Here is a 16,378-nt window from a genome sequence, read left to right as displayed (position 1 = left end):
AGGCAACTTAATGGTTGCATATGTACTGAGCGCCGACTAACATGCAACCAGGAGGTGGCAAATGAAAAACCAGATTGAAAAACAGACTGAACTGAAAGCGCCCGTATCCCGCGTGTGGCGCGCGCTGACGGACCACGCGGAGTTCGGCCAGTGGTTCGGCGTAAAGCTGGAGGGGCCGTTCGTGGCGGGACAGCCGAGCCATGGGCACATCACCATCAGCGGCTTCGAGCACGTCCAGTGGACCACCGTCACCCAGGCAATAGAGCCTGAGCGGCTGTTCTCCTTCACCTGGCATCCCTACGCGGTGGATCCCGAAAAGGACTATTCCAGCGAACCGTCCACGCTGGTGGAGTTCCGGCTGGCGCCATCGCCGGCGGGCACGCTGCTGACGGTGACCGAATCCGGCTTCGACGCGCTGCCGGAGGAGCGCCGCTTCGAGGCTTTTCACATGAACGAGGGCGGCTGGGAGGCGCAGCTGGCAAATATCGCGGAACATCTCGATGCCAACCCAGGCTGACTCCGCGCGCGGCAAGGCTGTGCCGCCCCCGGCGGTGGTGTTCTCGGCGCTGGGGGATGAGACGCGGCTTTGGCTGGTCGAACGGCTCGCCGGCGGCAAGCCGCGCAGCATTGCCGAGCTGACGGACGGCTCGCACCTGACCCGGCAAGCGATCACCAAGCATTTGCGCGTGCTGCAGGACGCGGGCATGGTGCGCAGCGTGCGTGCCGGCCGCGAAAGCCGGTTCGAGTTCGAACCGGAGACGCTCACGCAGGCGCAAGCCTATCTGCAGCAGGTATCCGCGCAATGGGACCGCACCCTGGCAAGGCTCAAGGCGTTCGTGGAAAGCTAGACGGGTTGCAGGCTTACTTTGCTTTGGCCAGTTGGCTCACCAGGACGAACACTTCGTGGCGGATGGCGGATTTGGCGGCCTGGAATTCCTTGTCGGCCTTGATGTAGGCCGGCTTGGCCAGCTCCGCCTTTTCGGCCGGCGTCGGCTTCGGCGCTTCATCGTACATGCTAGGGCCGCCGTTGTAAGTCTTCTGCAGCACTTTCTGGCCGTAAGTGGACTGGTAGAAACGCGTCATCTCCACCGCCGTCTCGGCGGACACCAGCTTGGCCACCGGCGCGGAGAGGCGGTTGTAGACTTCCGTTGCAGGCACCTTGTCCAGCTTGGCCATGAAGGCCACGCGCTGCTGCTCGTTGGCGAAGCGGCTGCCGCCGGCCACCGTGCGGGTCAGCTTTTCGGCTTGCATGGCGGCCAGCAGGTCGTACGCGGCCTTCACCTGCATGGCGCTGGGGGCCGCGGTGCTGGCCGGGGCGGCGGCCGGGGCGGCGGCCAGGGCCAGGGTGGACATTGCCATCAGGCCGGCGGCGGCCAGCAATTTTAGTGAAATCATGCTCTTCCTTAATCAGTGGCCGCGCTGGCGCAGCGCATCCTGGATCTTCTGGTCGGTGCTGTACTGGCTGAGCGCATACACGGCCCAGATGGCGGCCGGAACCCAGCCCAGTACGGTCAGCTGGAGAATCAGGCAGATGATGCCGGCGAATGGACGGCCGATGGTGAAGAAGGTGAGCCAGGGCAGTACCAAAGCAATCAGCAAACGCATGTAAAACCTTTCGGAAAGATAAAAACGGCCGTGCAGCACGGCACGGCCGTCAAGTTAGCACAAAATACAGAAAATCCAAACCCGACTCCGCACGCCCGAGGATCAGCGGCGGAGCTTCTTATACGTCAATAGCGGGGATATTCCGGCCAGCCACATGGCGTATTGTTCCGGCTCGGGCCCCGGCGCCAGCACGTAGCTGGTGGCCTGCGCCACAACGGCGCCGTTATGAAAGCAACAAATTGACCGGCAAAATATGCCGGTCAATTAGATCACGATCAGAAACAGGGGACCGTTCAGCTCGCCCGCTTAAAACTCTTCCCAGTCGCTATCGGCGCCATTGGCGACGCGCGGTTTGGGCATGAATTTAGACTTGGGCGCATTGCCGCCCGCAGCGCCGGCCAGCTTGCGCACCGGGGCGGCGGCTTTGGCTGCGGTGGCAGGCTTGGAGGCCGCCGTCAGCGCGCGGGCCCTGGCCGGCGGCGCGTACGCGGCGGCGGCTTGCTTGCCGTCCAGCTTGAACACGCTGACCACGCGGGTCAGGCCCTGGGCGCGCTCGTTCAGCGCATCGGCGGCGGCGGCAGCCTCCTCCACCAGCGCCACGTTCTGCTGCGTCAGGCCGTCCATTTGCGTGATGGCGGAGTGGATCTGGTCCAGGCCCATGGTCTGCTCCTGGCTGGCCTGCGTGATCTCGCTCATGATGCTGGTGACGCGCTGGATGCTGGTGACGATCTCCTGCATCGTGGCGCCGGCCTGGTCCACCAGCTTGGCGCCGCTGCCCACCTTGTCCACCGAGTCGTCGATCAGGGCCTTGATTTCCTTGGCCGCCGCCGCCGAACGCTGCGCCAGGTTGCGCACCTCGGAGGCCACCACCGCGAAGCCCCTGCCCTGCTCGCCCGCGCGCGCCGCCTCCACCGCAGCATTCAGCGCCAGGATGTTGGTCTGGAAGGCGATGCCGTCGATCACGCCGATAATGTCCACGATCTTCTTGGACGAATCGTTGATCGAACCCATGGTGTCCACCACCTGCGACACCACCACGCCGCCCTTGATGGCCACTTCGGAGGCCGACTGCGCCAGCATATTGGCCTGGCGCGAGTTCTCGGCGTTCTGCTTGACGGTGCCGGTCAGCTCCTCCATCGAGGACGCGGTTTCCTCCAGCGAGCCGGCCTGCTGGCCGGTGCGGTCCGACAAATCCATATTGCCGGCGGCGATCTGGCCCGAAGCGCTCGAGATGGTGTCGGTGCTGCCGCGCACCTCGGCCACGATGGCCGCCAGGCTGGTCTTCATCTTGTCCAGCGCCGTCAGCAGCTGGCCGATCTCGCTGTTGCTGCGCTGTTCCACCTTGCCGGTCAGGTCACCCTCGGCTACCTGGATAGCGATGTCCATGGCTTGCTGCAGCGGACCGGCAATGGCTTTCACCAGCAGCATGCCGACGAACACGGACAAGGCCACGCCCAATACCAGCACCACGATGGTGGTGTTGCGCGCGCTGTCCAGGCCGGCCTGCACCGCCACGTCGTTGGCCTTGCCGCGCTGGTCGCTATGCTCGGCCAGCGCCTTCAGTGCCACGTCGCCGACGCGGTAGGAGGGGTTGATCTTTTTGATCAGCACCATCTCGGCGTCATCCCACTGGTCGGCCTTGATGGCGGCGGCCGCCGCCTTGATGTGCTCCAGGCCCAGGCCCGCGCTTTTCTCGTACCAGTCCTGCGCCAGCTTCTTCTCCTCCTCGGACTTGATGCTGGCCAGGTAGTGCTCCCAGCGCTTGGCCGCGCGCGCCGACGCTTCGTCGATGATGCCCCAGTGGACGGTCAACGCGTGATCGTGCAGCTTGGACCAGTCGAAGGCCGTGTTGTGCTGCAGCGCCTGCAGGATCTGGCTGCGGTTGGTTTCCATATCCAGGCGTATGGCGTTGCGCTCATTGGCGTTCGATTGATCGCTCAGCGTGACCTCCTTGAGCAGGCTGACGGAGCGATTGGCACTGTAGATACCCATCGCGCCGATCACCATGATCATTGATATCAGGATTGCCAGCGCGATTATCACCAGGTGTTTGATCTTCATATTAGCCAACATGTGATACTCCTTGCTTAGTCTTGGATTTTTAATGCCGTATTGCCAAAGAAACGGTGCAAGCCGCTTCGCAGTTCTTCCACTTCGTCAAACTCGATATAAGTCACGTCGCACAGGTCGTCCAGCTCGCGCAGCAAGGTGGTCTTGATCGGCGCGCCTTTCCACACCAGGAACAGCACCGGCGTGCGGCGGCCCTGGAAGATGTGGTAGGCCAGCTCGAAGGCGCTGCTCTCGCTCATGCCGACGCGGATGTTGATCATCACGTCCGCCTCCTGCAGCAGTTGCAGCCGGTGGCGGCGGAAGTTCTTCGGCGTGAACGGCTGCTGCTGTTTGCGCTCGAAAGACACGCGGAAGGTGTCCGCGCTTTCGGCCTCGGTGCCGGTCAGGTACTGGAACGGATGCGGCAGGCCGTTGGCGCTGTCGATCAGCTGCAGGATGTCTGCGATCATGCGCTGCTGCCGCTGGTCCGATTCGGTGAACGGCTGGCGGATGAACAGCCGCAGCGGCGGCACGCCCACGCTGCGTTCGCGCGCGCTGCGGCGCCGTTCCGGCAGCTCGGCCGCTGCGGCGGCCAGGTCCGCGGCGCTCGGCTCGCGGCGCGCCCGCGCCGCCGCGCTGGCCACGGCGATGGCTTCGCGCGTCGCTTGCGCCACGGATGCTTCCAGGTGGGCCTGCGCGGCCTGCCGGTGCAGTTCCTGCAGCGAATGCAGCGTGGTGTCGTCCGCGTGTCGCATGGCGTCCAGCGCCGCTTCGCCCGCCGCGATGGTGGTGAAGTAGGCCGCGCCCGACGCCAGCGCCGCCACCCGCAGCGCGCGCGAGGCGCCGATGGCGCTGCGCTTCTCGTCCACCGTGATGACCACCAGGCCGATTTCCTTGTTGGCCAGCATGGCCATGGCTTGCTCGTCCTGCAGCTCGCGCACCGGGATCTCGGCCGCGCCGATCACCAGCGCCGTCACGTGGCTGGCCAGCAGCTCGAAGCCGGCCGCAGACAGTTCGCGCGCCAGTGCCACCGCGCGCGCCTGGTCGCCCTTGCGCACCCGCAGATAGGCTTGGCCGCCGCGCGGCAGGCGCACATTGGCGCCCAACAGCGCCTTGAAATAGGCTTCGCCGAAAGTCGGGCCGCAGCCCATCACTTCGCCGGTCGATTTCATTTCAGGTCCGAGGATGGTGTCCACGCCGAGGAATTTGGCGAACGGCAGCACCGCTTCCTTCACGCTGAAGTACGGCGGCACGATCTCGGCCGTCACGCCCTGCTCCGCCAGCGACTGGCCGGCCATGCAGCGCGCAGCCACCTTGGCCAGCGCCAGGCCGGTGGCCTTGGACACGAAGGGCACGGTGCGCGAAGCGCGCGGATTCACTTCCAGCACGAAGATCTGGTCGCGCACGCGGCCGTCCACCTTGTTGCGCTGGACCGCGAACTGCACGTTCATCAGCCCCACCACGTGCAGGCCGCGCGCCAGGCGCTCGGTCTGGCGCTTGATCTCGGCCACGGTGTCGTGCGCCAGCGAATACGGCGGCAGCGAACAGGCCGAGTCGCCGGAGTGGATGCCGGCTTGCTCGACATGCTCCATCACCCCGCCGATCACCACCTGGGCGCCGTCCGACACGCAGTCCACGTCCACCTCGATGGCGTCGTTCAGGAAGCGGTCCAGCAGCACCGGCGAGTCGTGCGACACCTTCACCGCCTCGCGCATGTAGCGCTCCAGGTCGGCGCGCTCGTGCACGATCTCCATGGCGCGGCCGCCCAGCACATAGGACGGGCGCACCACCAGCGGATAGCCGATTTCCTCGGCCAGCATCACCGCGTCCTGCTCGGTGCGGGCGGTGCGGTTGGGCGGCTGGCGCAGGTCCAGCTGGTGCAGCAGCTGCTGGAAGCGCTCGCGGTCCTCGGCCGCATCGATCATGTCCGGCGAAGTGCCGATGATGGGTACGCCGTTCGCCTCCAGGTCCAGCGCCAGCTTCAGCGGGGTCTGGCCGCCGTACTGCACGATCACACCCATGGGGCGCTCGATGGCGACGATTTCCAGCACGTCCTCCAGGGTCAGCGATTCGAAGTACAGGCGGTCGGACGTGTCGTAATCGGTGGACACGGTTTCGGGATTGCAGTTGACCATGATGGTCTCGTAGCCGTCCTCGCGCATGGCCAGCGCTGCGTGCACGCAGCAGTAGTCGAACTCGATGCCCTGGCCGATGCGGTTCGGGCCGCCGCCCAGCACCATGATCTTGCGCGCATTGGTGGGCTGCGATTCGCATTCCTCGTCGTAGGTCGAGTACATATAGGCGGTGCGGGTGGCGAATTCGGCGGCGCAGGTGTCCACCCGCTTGTACACCGGGCGCACGCCCAGCAACTGGCGGTGGGTGCGCACGGCCTGCTCGGTCACGCCCAGCAGCGCGGCCAGGCGGCGGTCGCCGAAGCCCTGCTGCTTCAGGCGGAACAGCACCGGCTTGTCCAGCCCTTCCAGCGTTTGCGTCTGCACCCACTGCTCCACTTCCACCAGGTCGTGGATCTGGGCCAGGAACCAGGGATCGATGCCGGACAGGCGGTGCACTTCGTCCTGCGTCATGCCCTGCGCGAAGGCTTCGCCCACGTACCAGATGCGCTGCGGGCCGGGCGAGGACAGCTGTTCGGCGATAACGGCGGCGCCGGTGCTGGGGCGGCGCAGGCCGTCCACGCCCACCTCCAGCCCGCGCAAGGCCTTCTGGAACGACTCCTGGAAGGTGCGGCCCATGGCCATCACCTCGCCGACGGATTTCATCTGCGTGGTCAGGCGCTCGTCGGCGCCGGGGAATTTCTCGAAGGCGAAGCGCGGCACCTTGGTCACCACGTAGTCGATGGACGGCTCGAACGAGGACGGGGTGGCGCCGCCGGTGATGTCGTTCTGCAGTTCATCGAGAGTAAAACCAACAGCAAGCTTGGCCGCCACGCGGGCAATCGGGAAGCCTGTGGCTTTCGAGGCCAGCGCGGAGGAGCGCGACACGCGCGGGTTCATTTCGATGACGATCATGCGGCCGTCGGCAGGGTTCAGCGCGAACTGCACGTTGGAGCCGCCGGTATCCACGCCGATCTTGCGCAGCACCGCCAGAGAGGCGTTGCGCATGATCTGGTATTCCTTGTCGGTCAGCGTCTGCGCAGGAGCGACGGTGATCGAATCGCCGGTGTGCACGCCCATCGGGTCCAGGTTTTCGATGGAGCAGACGATGATGCAGTTGTCCGCCTTGTCGCGCACCACCTCCATCTCGAATTCCTTCCAGCCGATCAGCGATTCCTCGATCAGCAGCTCGGAGGTGGGCGACAGCTCCAGCCCGCGCGCGCAGATCTCGTTGAACTGGGCCGCGTCGTGCGCGATGCCGCCGCCGCTGCCGCCCATGGTGAACGAAGGCCGGATGATGACCGGGAATCCCAGCTCCTCCTGCGCGGCCCAGGCTTCGGCCATGCTGTGGGCGATGCCGGAGCGCGCCGATTCCAGGCCGATCTTGCTCATGCAGGCCTTGAACTTGGCGCGGTCCTCGGCCTTGTCGATGGCTTCCGGGGTGGCGCCGATCAGCTCCACGCCGTACTGTTCCAGCACGCCGTGGCGGTGCAGGTCGAGCGCGCAATTGAGCGCGGTCTGGCCGCCCATGGTGGGCAGCACCGCCTGCGGGCGTTCCTTCTCGATGATGCGCGCCACCACCTGCCAGGTGACCGGCTCGATATAAGTGACGTCCGCCATGTCCGGGTCGGTCATGATAGTGGCCGGGTTGCTGTTGACCAGGATGACCTTGTAGCCCTCCTCGCGCAGCGCCTTGCAGGCCTGGGCGCCGGAATAGTCGAACTCGCAGGCCTGGCCGATGACGATGGGGCCGGCGCCGATAATGAGGATGCTGTTGATGTCGGTACGCTTAGGCATGCTGCTGGCCTCCCATCAGATTAACGAAACGGTCGAACAAGGGCGCCAGGTCGTGCGGACCGGGCGAGGCTTCCGGGTGGCCCTGGAAGCAGAAGGCCGGACGGTCGGTGCGCATGAAGCCTTGCAGCGAGCCGTCGAACAGCGAGATATGGGTGACGCGGCAATTGGCCGGCAGCGACTCCGCATCGACCGCGAAGCCGTGGTTCTGGGACGTGATCATCACCTTGCCGCTGGCCAGCTCCTGAACCGGGTGGTTGGCGCCGTGGTGGCCGAACTTCATTTTCAGCGTGCGCGCACCCGAAGCGAGCGCCATGATCTGATGTCCCAGGCAGATGCCGAAGGTGGGGATGCCGCGCTCTATCAGTTCGCGCGCGGCCTCGATGGCGTAGCCGCAGGGCTGCGGATCGCCGGGGCCGTTGGACAGGAAGATGCCGTCCGGTTCCAGCTCCAGCGCGGCCCGGGCGCCCGCTTCGGCCGGCAGCACGGTGACGCGGCAGCCGCGTTCGGCCAGCATGCGCAGGATATTGGTCTTGACGCCGTAGTCGTAGGCCACCACGTGGAAGCGCGGATTGTCCACCCGGCCGAAGCCTTTGCCCAGGCGCCACTCGGTGGCGTGCCACTCGTAGGCGCTGGCCGTGCTGACGGTGCGCGCCAGGTCCATGCCGGCCAGGCCGGAGAAGCTGCGCGCCAGTTCCAGCGCCTGGGCGGACAGCTGCGCGGGCGTTGCGGCGCCGGCCACGATGGCGCCGTTCTGGGCGCCGTCCTGGCGCAGGATTCGGGTCAGCTTGCGGGTATCGATGCCGGCAATGGCGACGATGTTCTGTACCCGCAGCCAGTCGGACAGGCTTTGCGAGGAGCGGAAATTGGAGGCCAGCAGGGGCAGGTCCTTGATGACCAGGCCGGCGGCGTGGATGCGCGGCGATTCGCCGTCCTCGCCGTTCACGCCGGTGTTGCCGATGTGGGGATAGGTCAGGGTAACGATCTGGCGGCTGTAGCTGGGGTCGCTCAGAATTTCCTGGTAGCCCGTCATCGCGGTATTGAACACCACTTCGCCGCTGGTGTGGCCTGCGGCGCCTATCGCAACGCCTTGAAATAAAGTTCCGTCGGCAAGCGCCAGAACCGCGTGTCCTACTTCGCCCAAGGCATGCTTGAGTGGATGTTTCATTGCCGTCTCCTTCGTGACATCCATTTAACAATTCGTGCGGGTTTTCGCTTTCCTATGGGGAATACCGGCCACCGCTGGAAGTCACAATACGGGAAAAAGACGACGCCAATTCTCTCCAATCCTCACCTCACAGGAATATGCGGGCCAGCGTCCTGAACAAACTTATTTCCGTGATGCAATTACGCAACGTTCGTTGATCAAACTTTAATTCTAATTGTCCGCTTGATAAAAAGGCTGACCCAGCCAACAACATTGCCGATGCCGGACTGGGCGCCAAATTAATAGTCGCGCGATATTCAATTTTTGCCCTGGACAATATCTGCTATCTATAAAAATCGAAATGTCTCATGGTTGACTTTTCTCACACTTCCGCGTCCGCGACGCCGCCATTGCGCACCGCCCAGGACGGCCAGCCCCGCCGTCACCCTCCCATCAGGTCCGCTTCCAGACTGGCGATCGCGCCAGGGTATTGGGCGTAAGAACAAATGGCATGGTCTGGCTGCCGCTGCTGTAAGCCAGCGAATCGGCATTAAAGGCCTCCACGTTGCCGCTGCCGCTGTCCGGCAAGACAGTGGTAATGGCGATGCCGGTGCCGTTTGCGCCATGCAGCGTGCCGTAATAGCCGCTGTAATCCTCTAAATAGTCGCTGCGGTTGTAAATGCCGATAAATGCCTGCACCCAGGGTTCATAAGGAAAGGAGATCGCCGGCGTAATGCCGTCAGCGGTATTCATATCGATTAATTCGATCTTGAAGCCCGTGATGTCCGCATGCGCCGAGGCAGCGAAAGCGTTGGCCATGCACAGCGCGCACAACAGCGCTGCCGAAACTGAGTTTCTTTTAAACATAATTCCTCCGATGAATCGTCGCACCCACATATTCAAAATGAAGTCGGTGCTCGTCCGTTTAGCTCGTCTATTTAATCAGCGGAGGAACTACCGCTCTCGTCGCCTCACGCCACGCGTGGCACCCCAATGCAAAGAACCCATGGCGCGCGGCAAGCAGACGGCTTGTTGGCTGCCAGCTATAATGTCGGGCCAAGCAACATTGCCCGCGAGCGCACATGACACTCCTGACCATCATCGTCGCCACCGACGCCCAGCGCGGCATCGGCATCAACAACACGCTGCCGTGGAAGCTGCCGGAAGACATGGCGCATTTCAAGCGCCTGACCACGGGCCACCCCGTCATCATGGGCCGCAAGACCTATGAGTCGATCGGCCGGCCCTTGCCCAACCGCCGCAACATCGTCGTCACCCGCAGCGCCGAATGGCGCGCCGACGGCGTGGAGACGGCGCAGTCGCTGGGACAGGCGCGCGCGCTGGTGCAGGACGCGGAGGAGGCCTTCATCATCGGCGGCGCCCAGATCTACGCCGAAGCGCTGGCCGCAGGCCTGGCGGACCAGGTGATCCAGACCGAAATCGGCCAGGCTTTCCAATGCGACGCCCATTTCCCGCCGCTGGGCGCAGAATGGCAGGAGCTGGAGCGCCAGCAGTACACCTCCGCCAACGGCCTGCCGTACGCCTTCGTCACCCTGCGGCGCCGGCCGCAGTAAGCCCTCATTCGTTATCTCAACAAAGCAGCAAAGGAACCATCAATGTCAGGACACGGCTTTCACGTCCACGGCCCGCACGACCACGCTGTGGAGCATGCCGCCCACAGCGACGACAAATTCTCCGGCAACATCGCCGTCACCACCGCCATCCTGGCCACGGTAGGCGCGCTGTTCGGCTACCAGGGCGGCGCCACGCAGAACGAGGCGGCCCTGTACAAGAACAACGCCGCCATCGACAAGACCCAGGCCGCCAACAGCTGGAACTACTACCAGGCCAAGTCCAACAAGCAGAACCTGGCCGAGCTGGCCATGACGCTGCCGAACGCGGACCCGGAAAAGTACAAAGCCGAGGTGGCGCGCTACCGCAGCGAGAAGGAAGACATCAAGAAAGACGCCGAGAAGTGGGAAGCCTCGTCGGCCGAATGGAACAAAAAGTCCGACGCCGCGCTGCATCAGCACCACCAGTGGGCGCTGGCCACCACGGCCGAACAGATCGCCATTTCGCTGGCGGCGATCACCCTTCTGACGCACCGCCGCTGGCTGCTGTACACTGCGTACGCGGTGGCCGGCGCCGGGATCGCGCTGGGGCTGTTCGCGGCCCTGCACATCGATCCGGTCGGCGCGCTGATGGGCGGCGGCGCGGCCGCCGTCCACCATTAGGCACCACCAGGCACTGATATGAAAGACTATGCTGCCAGCAACGTAACTTTTTTCCCCGTTGGCGGCATTTTCTGCGAGAATCCCGTTCTTATTTTTTTTCGCCCAGCCCGCTCCGGCCACAGATCGCCCGGGGCGGTTCTTCTTTTTGGAGACAAGTAATGAAATTTCGTTTCCCCATCGTCATCATTGACGAGGATTTCCGTTCCGAGAACACGTCTGGTTTAGGCATCCGCGCCCTGGCCGCGGCGATGGAAAAAGAAGGCATGGAAGTGCTGGGCGTAACCAGCTACGGCGACCTGTCCCAGTTCGCGCAGCAGCAGTCGCGCGCCTCGGCCTTCGTGCTGTCCATCGACGACGAGGAATTCGGCGGCGGCACGGTGGAAGAAACCGACCACGCCCTGAAGTCGCTGCGCGCCTTCGTCGAAGAGATCCGCTACAAGAACTCGGACATCCCGATCTACCTGTACGGCGAGACCCGCACCTCGCGCCATATCCCCAACGATATCCTGCGCGAGCTGCACGGCTTCATCCACATGTTCGAGGACACCCCGGAATTCGTGGCGCGCCACATCATCCGCGAAGCCAAGTCCTACCTGGACGGCCTGTCGCCGCCCTTCTTCCGCGCGCTGGTGCACTACGCCAACGACGGCTCCTACTCCTGGCACTGCCCCGGCCACTCCGGCGGCGTGGCCTTCCTGAAGTCGCCCATCGGCCAGATGTTCCACCAGTTCTTCGGCGAGAACATGCTGCGCGCCGACGTCTGCAACGCGGTGGAAGAACTGGGCCAGCTGCTGGACCACACCGGCCCGGTGGCCGCCTCCGAGCGCAACGCCGCCCGCATCTACAACGCCGACCACTGCTACTTCGTCACCAACGGCACCTCCACCTCGAACAAGATGGTGTGGCACTCGACGGTGGCCCCGGGCGACATCGTGGTGGTGGACCGCAACTGCCACAAGTCGATCCTGCACTCGATCATCATGTGCGGCGCGATTCCCGTGTTCCTGATGCCGACCCGCAACCACCTCGGCATCATCGGCCCGATCCCGCTGGAAGAGTTCTCGATGGAGAGCATCCAGCGCAAGATCGACGCCAACCCGTTCGCGCGCGACGCCAAGAACAAGAAGCCGCGCATCCTGACCATCACCCAGTCGACCTACGACGGCGTGGTGTACAACGTCGAGACGCTGCGCGAAATGCTGGACGGTAAAATCGACACCCTGCACTTCGACGAAGCCTGGCTGCCGCACGCCACCTTCCACGATTTCTACAAGAACATGCACGCCATCGGCAAGGACCGTCCGCGCGCCAAGGAATCGATGATCTTCTCCACCCAGTCCACGCACAAGCTGCTGGCGGGCCTGTCGCAGGCCTCGCAGGTGCTGGTGCGCGAATCGGAATCGGTCAAGCTGGACAAGGACGCCTTCAACGAGGCCTACCTGATGCACACCTCCACCTCACCGCAGTACTCCATCATCGCCTCGTGCGACGTGGCGGCGGCCATGATGGAAGCGCCGGGCGGCACCGCGCTGGTGGAAGAATCGATCCTGGAAGCGCTGGACTTCCGCCGCGCCATGCGCAAGATCGACGAAGAATGGGGCAAAGACTGGTGGTTCAAGGTATGGGGCCCGAACGAGTTCGCCGAAGAAGGCATCGGCACGCAGGAAGACTGGATCTTCAGCGCCGACAGCCAGGAGTGGCACGGCTTCGGCAAGCTGGCGCCGGGCTTCAACATGCTCGACCCGATCAAGGCCACCATCGTCAACCCGGGCCTGTCGCTGGACGGCCAGTTCGGCGACACCGGCATTCCGGCCTCGATCGTGACCAAGTACCTGGCCGAGCACGGCGTGATCGTCGAGAAGTGCGGCCTGTACTCCTTCTTCATCATGTTCACCATCGGCATCACCAAAGGCCGCTGGAACACGCTGCTGACCGCGCTGCAGCAGTTCAAGGACGACTACGACAAGAACATGCCGCTGTGGCGCATCCTGCCGGAGTTCTCGCAAGCGAACCCGCGCTACGAGCAAATGGGCCTGCGCGACCTGTGCCAGCAGATCCACGACTTCTACAAGGCGTATGACGTGGCGCGCCTGACGACCGAGATGTACCTGTCGGACATGATCCCGGCCATGAAGCCGTCGGACGCCTTCGCCAAGATGGCGCACCGCGAGATCGAGCGCGTGGCGATCGACGAGCTGGAAGGCCGCATCACGTCCATCCTGCTGACGCCGTACCCGCCGGGCATTCCGCTGCTGATCCCGGGCGAGCGCTTCAACAAGACCATCGTCGACTACCTGCGCTTCGCGCGCGACTTCAACGAGCGCTTCCCCGGCTTCGAGACCGACGTGCACGGCCTGGTCAAGCGCGAAGTGAACGGCAAGCGCGACTACTTCGTGGACTGCGTCAAGCAATAAGCCACTAAGCAATAAATTGCTGTAAAAACAAATGGGGTCAGGGTTAATTATTTATTTAATTAACCCTGACCCCATTTTGCTTTTCGGCACGCTCGGCTCTTTCGGCGCGGCGGCGGCGCGCACCTTTGGCGCGCGTCAAACCGCGTGCGCGCGGCTGGGCATATAGTGCTGCCCTCGCCCTCGCCGAAACTGCTATGGAACGCCTGGATGCGCTTGCTGTGTGGCTGCATATGGTCGAACAGACGCAGCCGGACATCGGCCGGGTGTTGGTGGATGAGCTTGACAAGGCGGGCATCCGCGCGCGGACGGCGAATGCGGGCGCCGTGCCGGCCGGCAGCCTGGGCATCGTGCTGTTCGGCCAATGGGACGATGGACTGGCGGCGCAACTGGCGGCCCTGTCCGCGCGGGCGACCGTGCTGGCCGTCGCCTGCGGCAGCGAACCGCTGGCGCCGGACGCCATGTGGGCGGCGCTGGCGGCGGGCGCGGCGGATTTGCTGCAGTGGCCGGGAGGCGCTGCCGTCGAGCTTGCGGCGCAGGCGGCGGCCAGGCTGCGGCGCTGGCAGGCGGTGCAGCGGATGATGGAGTCGCGCGCCGTGCAGGCCAGCCTGGTGGGCGACAGCCCGGTGTGGCGCGCGCTGGTGCGCAACGTGGTCGAGGTGGCGGCATTTTCGCACTCTTCCGTCCTGATCACGGGCGAAACCGGCACCGGCAAGGAGCAGATTGCACAGTTGATCCACCGTCTCGGCGGCGCTGGCGGCGAACTGGTGGTGGTCGACTGCACCACGCTGTCGGCCGAGCTGGCGGGCAGCGAATTCTTTGGCCACGAGCGCGGCGCCTTTACCGGCGCGGCCAACGCGCGCGACGGCGCTTTTGCGCTGGCCGACGGCGGCATCCTGTTCCTGGACGAGGTGGGCGAACTGCCGCTGCCGATGCAGGCGCAGCTGCTGCGCGTGATCCAGGAGCAGAAGTACAAGCGGGTCGGCAGCAATACCTGGCAGCCGACCCGCTTCCGCCTGGTCTGCGCCACCAACCGCGACCTGGAGGCCGGCGTGGCCGACGGCAGCTTCCGCGCCGACCTGTACTACCGCATCGCGGGCTGGCGCTGCCGCCCGCCGCCGCTGCGCGAGCGGCCAAGCGACATCCTGCCGCTGGCCGAGCACTTCATCCGCCTGCTGGCGCCGGACGGCGCGCGCTGCGAGCTGGATCCGGCCGTGAAAGCCTACCTGCTCACGCGCGACTATCCCGGCAATGTGCGCGACCTGCGCCAGACGGTGGCGCGCATCTGGCACCGCCATTGCGGGCCGGGGCCGGTAACCATAGGCGATGTGCCGCCGGACGAACGGCCGCGCTGCAGCGCCGTGTGGCCGGACAGCTGCTTCGCCAACGCCATCCGGCAGGCAGTCGACCTGGGCATGGGACTGGGACGCATCACGCAGGCGGCGGGCGACATGGCAATCCAGCTGGTCCTGGAACAGGAGAGCGACAACAACCAGCGCGCGGCAGCGCGGCTGGGGGTGACGGACCGCGCGCTGCAGTTGCGGCGCAAGGCCTGGGGCGAGGCGGCCGGCGGCTTGCCCGCAGCGCCGCGCTAAGCCGTGGCCTGCCCGATCAGCCGCAGGAAATTCTCGCCCAGCACCAGCCGTTCGTCCCGCTCGGGCAGGTGCAGCAGCCGGATCTTTTCCAGTTCCAGGCCGGGATGCAGCCAGGGGCCGTCGGAACCGAACAGCATCTTGTGCGGCCCGGCGCGGCGCACCGCCTGCTCCAGCAGGTCGAAGCGCCGCACGCCGGAGCTGTCGGCGTAGATGTTCTTGTGCCGCGCCAGGTGGTCGATCAGCGCCAACTGCGCGGCCCAGTCGTCGCCGAAGCTGCCCAGGTGGGGGAAGATGAAATTGACGTCGGGGTACTGCGCCGCCAGCAGTTCGGCCACGGCCACGTCCCCCATCGGGTCGTACAACACCGGTACGCCGAAGGCGCGCGCCGCGTCGCACACTTCGCCGCTGATGCGCGCATCGTGCCGGTGCACCTTGATGCCGATGAAGCCGTAGTCCTGCACCGCCGTGCTCACCATGGCGGCGATCCGGCCCCGGTCGCGCGCGGCGTGCACGAAGGCGTAGGCGTAGAACTGCTGCGGACGCGACGCGGCCAGGCGCGCCACCTCGCGGTTGGCTTGCGCGTAGTCGCTATGGAAGGTGGCCAGCAGCGCGCTGCGGCCGATGCCGGCGGCGCGCGCGCGGCGCAGGTAGCGTCCCAGTCCCGCGTCGCTGTCCCACGGTCCGCTCAGGCCGTCGCCCGGGCCGGCATGGCAGTGGCAATCGATGATCACCGCCGCCTCACCATCCGTCGCTGTAGCCGGTGCCGTAGCCGCCGCCATAGCCGTACCCGCGCTGCGCGCGGCGCTTGCGCCAGCGCCCGCCGTACGCTTCGCCCGCCTCCTCGCCTGCCAGTTCGTAGTGCGGCACATGCTGCACCAGCGCCTCGCCCAGCGCCTTGCGCAACGCTTGCGGGCTGCCGTCGCTGCCGGCGGCCAGCTGCGCCGCCGTTCCCGCTATCCGCACGAAGCGGCGCGCCATTTCGAACTCCTGCTGCTCGTACTCCATGCCGCTGAACTCCAGCTCCAGCGCCTTGGCCACCGCACCGCCCAGCGCGGAGCCGATGGCGGTGCCAACGCCGGGGATGGGAATGAAGGAGCCCAGCGCGCCGCCAACGAAGGGCAATGCTTTCTTGGCGATGCCTTTCAGCGCGCCGCCCAGCGGCTTCGCCACCTTGCCTATCGCCGAACAGACCTTCTTCAGGCCCTTCAAGGCGCCCTTGAATACGCCGCCCAGGAACTGATCCAGCTCGGCTTCACTGGTGACCGACAGCAGCTCCAGCGCCAGTTCCATTTCCTGCGCTTCGTTGAACGGGCCTTCTTGCGCCGTGGTGAATTCCATCACCTCGAAGCCGCCTGCGGAGGTGGTGCGGCACAAGGTGCAGTTGCATTGTTTGCAGTACATGGTGCTCTCCTTTATTGGTGCATCGTTCAGC

Annotated in this window: 13 protein-coding genes and 1 pseudogene; 6 read left to right on the top strand and 8 right to left on the bottom strand. The window is 65.2% G+C overall.

Going from position 1 to position 16,378, the window contains the following annotated elements:
* The first annotated feature begins 61 nt into the window (after positions 1–61).
* Positions 62–517 (top strand): SRPBCC family protein, encoded by a 456-nt coding sequence (locus AC56DV_RS28540; protein ID WP_496317587.1) that lies wholly within the window; start codon positions 62–64, stop codon positions 515–517.
* Positions 501–848, top strand: coding sequence for an ArsR/SmtB family transcription factor (locus AC56DV_RS28535; protein WP_496317586.1), 348 nt, complete (start codon positions 501–503; stop codon positions 846–848). Before AC56DV_RS28540 ends, AC56DV_RS28535 begins: the two co-directional genes overlap by 17 nt.
* A 13-nt stretch (positions 849–861) precedes the next feature.
* Here AC56DV_RS28535 and AC56DV_RS28530 read toward each other — a convergent pair whose 3' ends face one another.
* The 6 genes and pseudogenes from AC56DV_RS28530 to AC56DV_RS28505 form a co-directional block, all read right to left on the bottom strand.
* Positions 862–1,395: a hypothetical protein gene (locus tag AC56DV_RS28530; RefSeq protein WP_496317585.1), complete on the bottom strand. Its 534-nt coding sequence runs from the start codon at positions 1,393–1,395 to the stop codon at positions 862–864.
* 12 nt (positions 1,396–1,407) lie between these two features.
* The gene (locus tag AC56DV_RS28525; RefSeq protein WP_496317584.1) at positions 1,408–1,605 is read right to left on the bottom strand and encodes a YqaE/Pmp3 family membrane protein; all 198 of its coding nucleotides are present in this window, start codon (positions 1,603–1,605) and stop codon (positions 1,408–1,410) included.
* A 306-nt stretch (positions 1,606–1,911) separates the two neighbouring features.
* A complete protein-coding gene (locus AC56DV_RS28520) occupies positions 1,912–3,678 on the bottom strand; it encodes a methyl-accepting chemotaxis protein (RefSeq protein WP_496317583.1) in 1,767 nt (588 codons plus the stop codon).
* Between the two features lie 680 nt (positions 3,679–4,358).
* A pseudogene (gene carB / locus AC56DV_RS28515) lies at positions 4,359–7,562 on the bottom strand (carbamoyl-phosphate synthase large subunit); the annotation flags it as partial.
* The gene (carA, locus tag AC56DV_RS28510; protein WP_496317582.1) at positions 7,555–8,727 is read right to left on the bottom strand and encodes a glutamine-hydrolyzing carbamoyl-phosphate synthase small subunit; all 1,173 of its coding nucleotides are present in this window, start codon (positions 8,725–8,727) and stop codon (positions 7,555–7,557) included. The gene carA and the pseudogene carB, both read right to left, overlap by 8 nt.
* A 432-nt stretch (positions 8,728–9,159) precedes the next feature.
* Positions 9,160–9,573 (bottom strand): hypothetical protein, encoded by a 414-nt coding sequence (locus tag AC56DV_RS28505; protein WP_496317581.1) that lies wholly within the window; start codon positions 9,571–9,573, stop codon positions 9,160–9,162.
* 215 nt (positions 9,574–9,788) lie between these two features.
* On the opposite strand from AC56DV_RS28505, the gene AC56DV_RS28500 reads away from it, so the two are divergent.
* The 4 genes from AC56DV_RS28500 (at position 9,789) to AC56DV_RS28485 (ending at position 14,946) form a co-directional block, all read left to right on the top strand.
* Entirely contained in the window at positions 9,789–10,280 is a 492-nt protein-coding gene (locus tag AC56DV_RS28500; RefSeq protein WP_496317580.1) for a dihydrofolate reductase, read from the top strand.
* 42 nt (positions 10,281–10,322) lie between these two features.
* Positions 10,323–10,940 carry a DUF4337 domain-containing protein gene (locus AC56DV_RS28495; protein ID WP_496317579.1) on the top strand — a complete coding sequence of 206 codons (618 nt, stop codon included), beginning with the start codon at positions 10,323–10,325 and terminating at the stop codon, positions 10,938–10,940.
* A 158-nt stretch (positions 10,941–11,098) separates the two neighbouring features.
* Complete coding sequence (locus AC56DV_RS28490) at positions 11,099–13,354, top strand: Orn/Lys/Arg family decarboxylase (RefSeq protein WP_496317578.1); 2,256 nt, start codon at positions 11,099–11,101, stop codon at positions 13,352–13,354.
* Between the two features lie 194 nt (positions 13,355–13,548).
* The gene (locus tag AC56DV_RS28485) at positions 13,549–14,946 is read left to right on the top strand and encodes a sigma 54-interacting transcriptional regulator (RefSeq protein WP_496317577.1); all 1,398 of its coding nucleotides are present in this window, start codon (positions 13,549–13,551) and stop codon (positions 14,944–14,946) included.
* Here the strand turns inward: AC56DV_RS28485 and AC56DV_RS28480 are convergent.
* Positions 14,943–15,677, bottom strand: coding sequence for an amidohydrolase family protein (locus tag AC56DV_RS28480; protein WP_496317576.1), 735 nt, complete (start codon positions 15,675–15,677; stop codon positions 14,943–14,945). The two genes, AC56DV_RS28485 and AC56DV_RS28480, sit on opposite strands and share 4 nt — an antisense overlap.
* A 7-nt stretch (positions 15,678–15,684) precedes the next feature.
* Complete coding sequence (locus AC56DV_RS28475) at positions 15,685–16,347, bottom strand: hypothetical protein (protein WP_496317575.1); 663 nt, start codon at positions 16,345–16,347, stop codon at positions 15,685–15,687.
* Between the last annotated feature and the right edge of the window lie 31 nt (positions 16,348–16,378).

The sequence above is a fragment of the Massilia sp. BGA-UO-ETr-WB1 genome, from assembly GCF_059567845.1.
Note: the sequence above shows the minus strand (reverse complement) of the source record. Positions and strands in the feature narration are given on the sequence as shown.